At 77.2% G+C, this 1,585-nt stretch carries 1 protein-coding gene; it reads right to left on the minus strand.

Annotated features, from left to right (window positions below; translation table 11 throughout):
• The coding region (locus V7E46_RS33495) for a hypothetical protein (protein ID WP_333771921.1) at positions 1-1,520 on the minus strand (1,520 nt) is incomplete at its 3' end.
• Between the last annotated feature and the right edge of the window lie 65 nt (positions 1,521-1,585).

A 1,585-nucleotide genomic window follows, 5' to 3' on the forward strand; every position in this document is an offset into this window, starting at 1 on the left:
GGCGCCGGGGCCGGGTCGGGAGTGGCGCCGGGGAGGAGGGCCAGCACGGCCTCCCGCTGCGGGGACGTCGTCTCGTCGTCGTACGGATCGGGCGTCGCCGGCACCTGGAGGCGGAGGACGGGCCCGGTGCCGAGCCGGGCGTAACCGCGCCCGGGCGGGGCGTCCGCGGCCGGCGTGGTGCGCTGCGCGGCGCCCAGCACGGCCTCGACGTGCTCGGGGGCGAGCCGCCCCAGCACCACCCGCGCGCGGGTGTGGGCGATCACGACCGGCGCCAGCGCCTCTGTCGCGTCGAGCTGATCGGCCACCGCGACGGCCACGTTGACCGTACGACCGTGCCGCAGCGGTACGTCCAGCAGCAGCTGCGGGTCGGGCCGCCCCTCCGCCAGCGCCAGCTGGCTCAGCGCGGTCGGCCGGTCGACCAGGATCCACAGCGGGCGGCGCGCGTCCTCGTCCACCGGCCGGCCCGCCTGCCGGGCGCGGTTGACCGCGATGAGCCGCCGCTCGGTCTCGTGCGTGGCCCACTCCAGCGTGGAGGACGCGCCCAGCAGCCCGTCCTCGACGGCGAGCACACCGGGCCGCCCGGTCAGGCACGCGTACTCACCGGTGCCGCTGCCGTCCACGATGACGACGTCGCCGTGCACCAGCGACTGGAGCGCGATGGACCGCAGCAGGCTGGTCGTCCCGGTACCGGGCTGGCCGAGCGCCAGCAGGTGCGGCTCGGTGGAGCGCGCCCCGGTGCGCCACACCACCGGCGGCGCGTCCCTGGTCTGCTCGCCGCTCCCGGCGACCGGCACGGTCCGCGGTACGGCCTCGGCGTCGGTGAAGCCGAGCACCGTCTCGCCGGGCGCGGTGACGAAGCGCTGGGCGACGATGTCGGTGGGCAGCGGCGGCAGCGCGGTGAGGACGAGGTGGTTGTCCTCCTCGTTCCAGTCGAAGCGGTACTCCCTGCCCCGCCCGGCCTTGGCGTGCAGCAGCTGCTCCACCCGGGTACGCGAGTCGGCCTCGCCGTCGGTGAAGTACGCCGGGTAGCGCAGGTCGAGCCGCACCAGCCGGCCGGCCTCGAAGTCGTAGGAGCCGAACGCCTTCGCCCAGCTGCCGTCGTAGGTGTAGAGCGGTGCCGGGTCGGCCGGGTCGGACAGGTACGGCACCAGCGCCTCGTACAGCGACTGCAGCCGCGCGGCCTCCGCCTCGCCCGGCCCGGCCGCCGCCGGGGTGCGGTCCCGGCCCATCCACGCCGCGGACGCGGCCAGCGCGGCGACGGCCAGCAGCGGGCCGTACGGCATCATCACCACGACCACCGCGCCGGCGGCGGCCAGCAGCAGCGCGGGGCCGCGCCGGTCCTTGGGGGTGCGGCCCCACCAGTCGCCGGTCCAGGCCGCCTGCCGGCGCATGCCGCGGGCGATGGTGATGACCGGGTGCAGGACGTCGGAGGCGCCGTCGGCGGCGCTGCGCGCCAGGTCGCGGCTGCGGACGAGCGCCGGTCGGCTGCTCAGGATGCTGGGAAGGGGACGCCTGGCCACGGTTGCTCCATGGGGTGACTCGGTTGCGGGGACCGCGGGGGACGCGCGGCGGTGCGGAGGGGGAG

Source organism: Streptomyces sp. IBSBF 2435 (assembly GCF_036815005.1).
GTDB lineage: Bacteria > Actinomycetota > Actinomycetes > Streptomycetales > Streptomycetaceae > Actinacidiphila.